This is a genomic window from Providencia sp. JGM181, from assembly GCF_018257375.1.
In the GTDB taxonomy this organism is placed as follows: domain Bacteria; phylum Pseudomonadota; class Gammaproteobacteria; order Enterobacterales; family Enterobacteriaceae; genus Providencia; species Providencia lanzhouensis.
Map to the genome: position 1 here is coordinate 1 of NZ_JAERJY010000229.1, position 2,814 is coordinate 2,814.

2 protein-coding genes are annotated in these 2,814 nt (G+C 33.2%); both read left to right on the forward strand.

The features are described from left to right. Positions 1–2,468: fimbria/pilus outer membrane usher protein (locus JK188_RS16985; RefSeq protein ID WP_211888685.1), on the forward strand; the 2,468-nt coding region annotated here is incomplete at its 5' end. A 6-nt stretch (positions 2,469–2,474) separates the two neighbouring features. Then, a partial coding sequence (locus JK188_RS16990) for a fimbrial biogenesis chaperone (RefSeq protein ID WP_211888686.1) occupies positions 2,475–2,814 on the forward strand: 340 nt, incomplete at its 3' end.

The window sequence follows — 2,814 nt, forward strand, 5'->3', positions numbered from 1 at the left end:
AATTTAAACAAAACATAGTGACGAGTTTAATATCTAGCTTATTTTTATATTCAAACTATGTAAATGCAGACTCTGTTCAATTTAATCAGGATGCTTTATCTATTTCTGGCGATACAAATATTGACTTGAGTTCATTTGAAAAAAATCACTCACAGGAAGGCGCTTATTTTTCTAACGTATCAATTAACGGTAGAAGGACAAACTTTTTTGATAAAATTGACTTCTTTAATAAAGAAGGATCTATACAACCCTGCATTTCACAAAAAATAATAGACGTTATTGGCTTAAAAGAAGAGTTCATCAATAAAATACCAACATGGTCAGATGGCCAGTGCTATGATTTATCAGCACAGGACGATAATATTTCATCACTCTTTGATGATGAAAAGCAAGAACTTTCATTATCAATACCGCAAGCTTATTTCCTATACTCAGATGAAAACTGGGTGCCGCCTATGCAACGTGAAGTAGGCATTAATGCACTAGTATTTGACTATAATATAGTAGAAAACTACATAAAATATAAGAATGCTCAAGATACAAATAACTTAAGCTCATTTGGTGCTATTGGTACAAATATAGGACGTTGGAGATTCCGTAGTAACTATCAATTCCAAAAAGATTTTAATAATAGTAACAACGATAGTTTTAAATGGGTTCAAACCTATCTTTTTACTGATTTACCTGACTTATCAGCTAAGTTCTTTGTAGGAAAATATTATACAGCTAGCCAGATTTTTGATTCTGTACGCTTTAATGGCGTAAGTGTTTTCACTGACGACAATATGTTGCCATCAATTCTAAGAGGTTATGCACCAAATATAACCGGTACAGCAACCAGTAACGCGACTGTCGTTATTTCTCAGAATGGACGTATATTAAGCCAAGTAAAGGTTGCTCCAGGACCTTTTTCTATTGATAACTTGAGTTCTGCTTTATCGGGTACCTTAGACGTCAAAATTACGGAAGAAGATGGTTCTGTTAGAGAGTACCAAATATCATCAACTAACATTCCATTTTTAACTCGACCAGGTATGTTTCAATATAAATTAAATGCCGGTCGATTAGCACCAATGGGTGAAAATAATGTTGATAATGATTTTATTTCAACCGAATTTTCTTGGGGATTATTTAATAACTTATCCGTTTTTGGTGGTTTATTTTCAACATCAGATAGTGAATATATTGCTTATAATGCGGGTCTAGGTATAAACATGGAGCGCTTAGGTGCAATATCATTTGATATTACACAGTCTAAAAATCGCTTACATACTACAAATTCAAGTACAGGTGAAAGCTATAGAATCAATTATGCAAAACGATTCTCTAACTCCAGTCGACTCGATTTAACTGGATATCAGTTCTCAAATGAAGGATTCATGTCCGTTAATAATTTTATTTATACGAAAGGTAATCCATCGAACCATCATTTTCGCCAGAAAAATGTTTTTACAACATCATTTACTCAGCAAATACCTGATTTCAATGCTGATGTAAGCTTAAGTTATTCAAGAGAAAGTTATTGGAATGAACCTAAAAACAACGATACTTTAAGTGTATCGTTTAATAAAACAATTAAAAATGACTTTTTTGATAATGCGCTTTTATCATTATCAGTCAGTGAAAGTAGTTATGTGAGAGGAAGTAAATCTAAGCAGGCTTATCTTTCATTAAGTATTCCTTTTGTTGGCGAAAAGAATTCGCGATTACAATATTTTAGTTCATACAATGACCAAGATAAAAAATACAGTAATAATGTTAATTACCATACAAAAATCGATAGCAATAATTTAAGCCTGGGACTTTCGACAAGAGACTTTTTTGAAAATACAACGATAAACGCATCTGCATCTCGTGATACCCAATATGGGACAGCACAGATAACGGGTTCATTTGGTGATGATTATCGTACATTAAGCGGAACGCTAGATGGCTCATTAACGATTACAAGCCAAGGTCCTGTTTTACATAGAAGAGTCTATGACAATCAAGCAAGAATGGTGATTGATACCGATAATGCTAAAGATGTTTCAATCAATCAAAATGAGTCAATTACAAATAGATTTGGCTTAGCGGCAATTAGTAATGTGCCGACATATTACAAATCAACTCAATATGTTGATCTTAATAATATACCTGAAAATGTCAGTGTGGATGATAGCGTCATTGAATCAACTTTAACTGATGGTGCCGTCGGTTATGCAAAACTCAATACGATTATTGGCGAAAAAGCATTAATTACCATCAAGTTTCCTGATGGAAAAACACCACCGTTTGGAGCTTTAGTTTATGACTCAGCAAAAGATACCGTATTAGGTATGGTTGCTGAGAATGGTCAAGTTTATTTAACCGGAATTCAACCGAACCAAAAATTAATCGTTAAATGGAATGGTGGGCAATCATGTCAGTTAGTGACGGATAGCCAGATCATTCAAAACATCAATAATGTGATTTGTAATAAAGAATAAAATATTATGAAAAAATTTAAATTAATTATCAGTAGCTTATTACTAGTTAGTGCATATACACATGCATCAATTTCAGCAGACCGTACACGAGTCATTTATAATGAAGCCAGCAAAGGCGTTAGCATTGTTGTAGAAAATACTGACAGTAAAGACCCTTTTTTAGTTCAATCTTGGATTGAAGATGAAAATAGCCATAAAATTTCTGATCCATTAATAGCATTGCCATTATTGCAGCGTATTGAGCCCAATCAAAAGAAGCAAGTCAGGATCAGCACTACGAAAAATAATTTGAAAGCTCCAAGTGATAAAGAATCATTATTCTATTTTAATGTACTAGGAATACCGC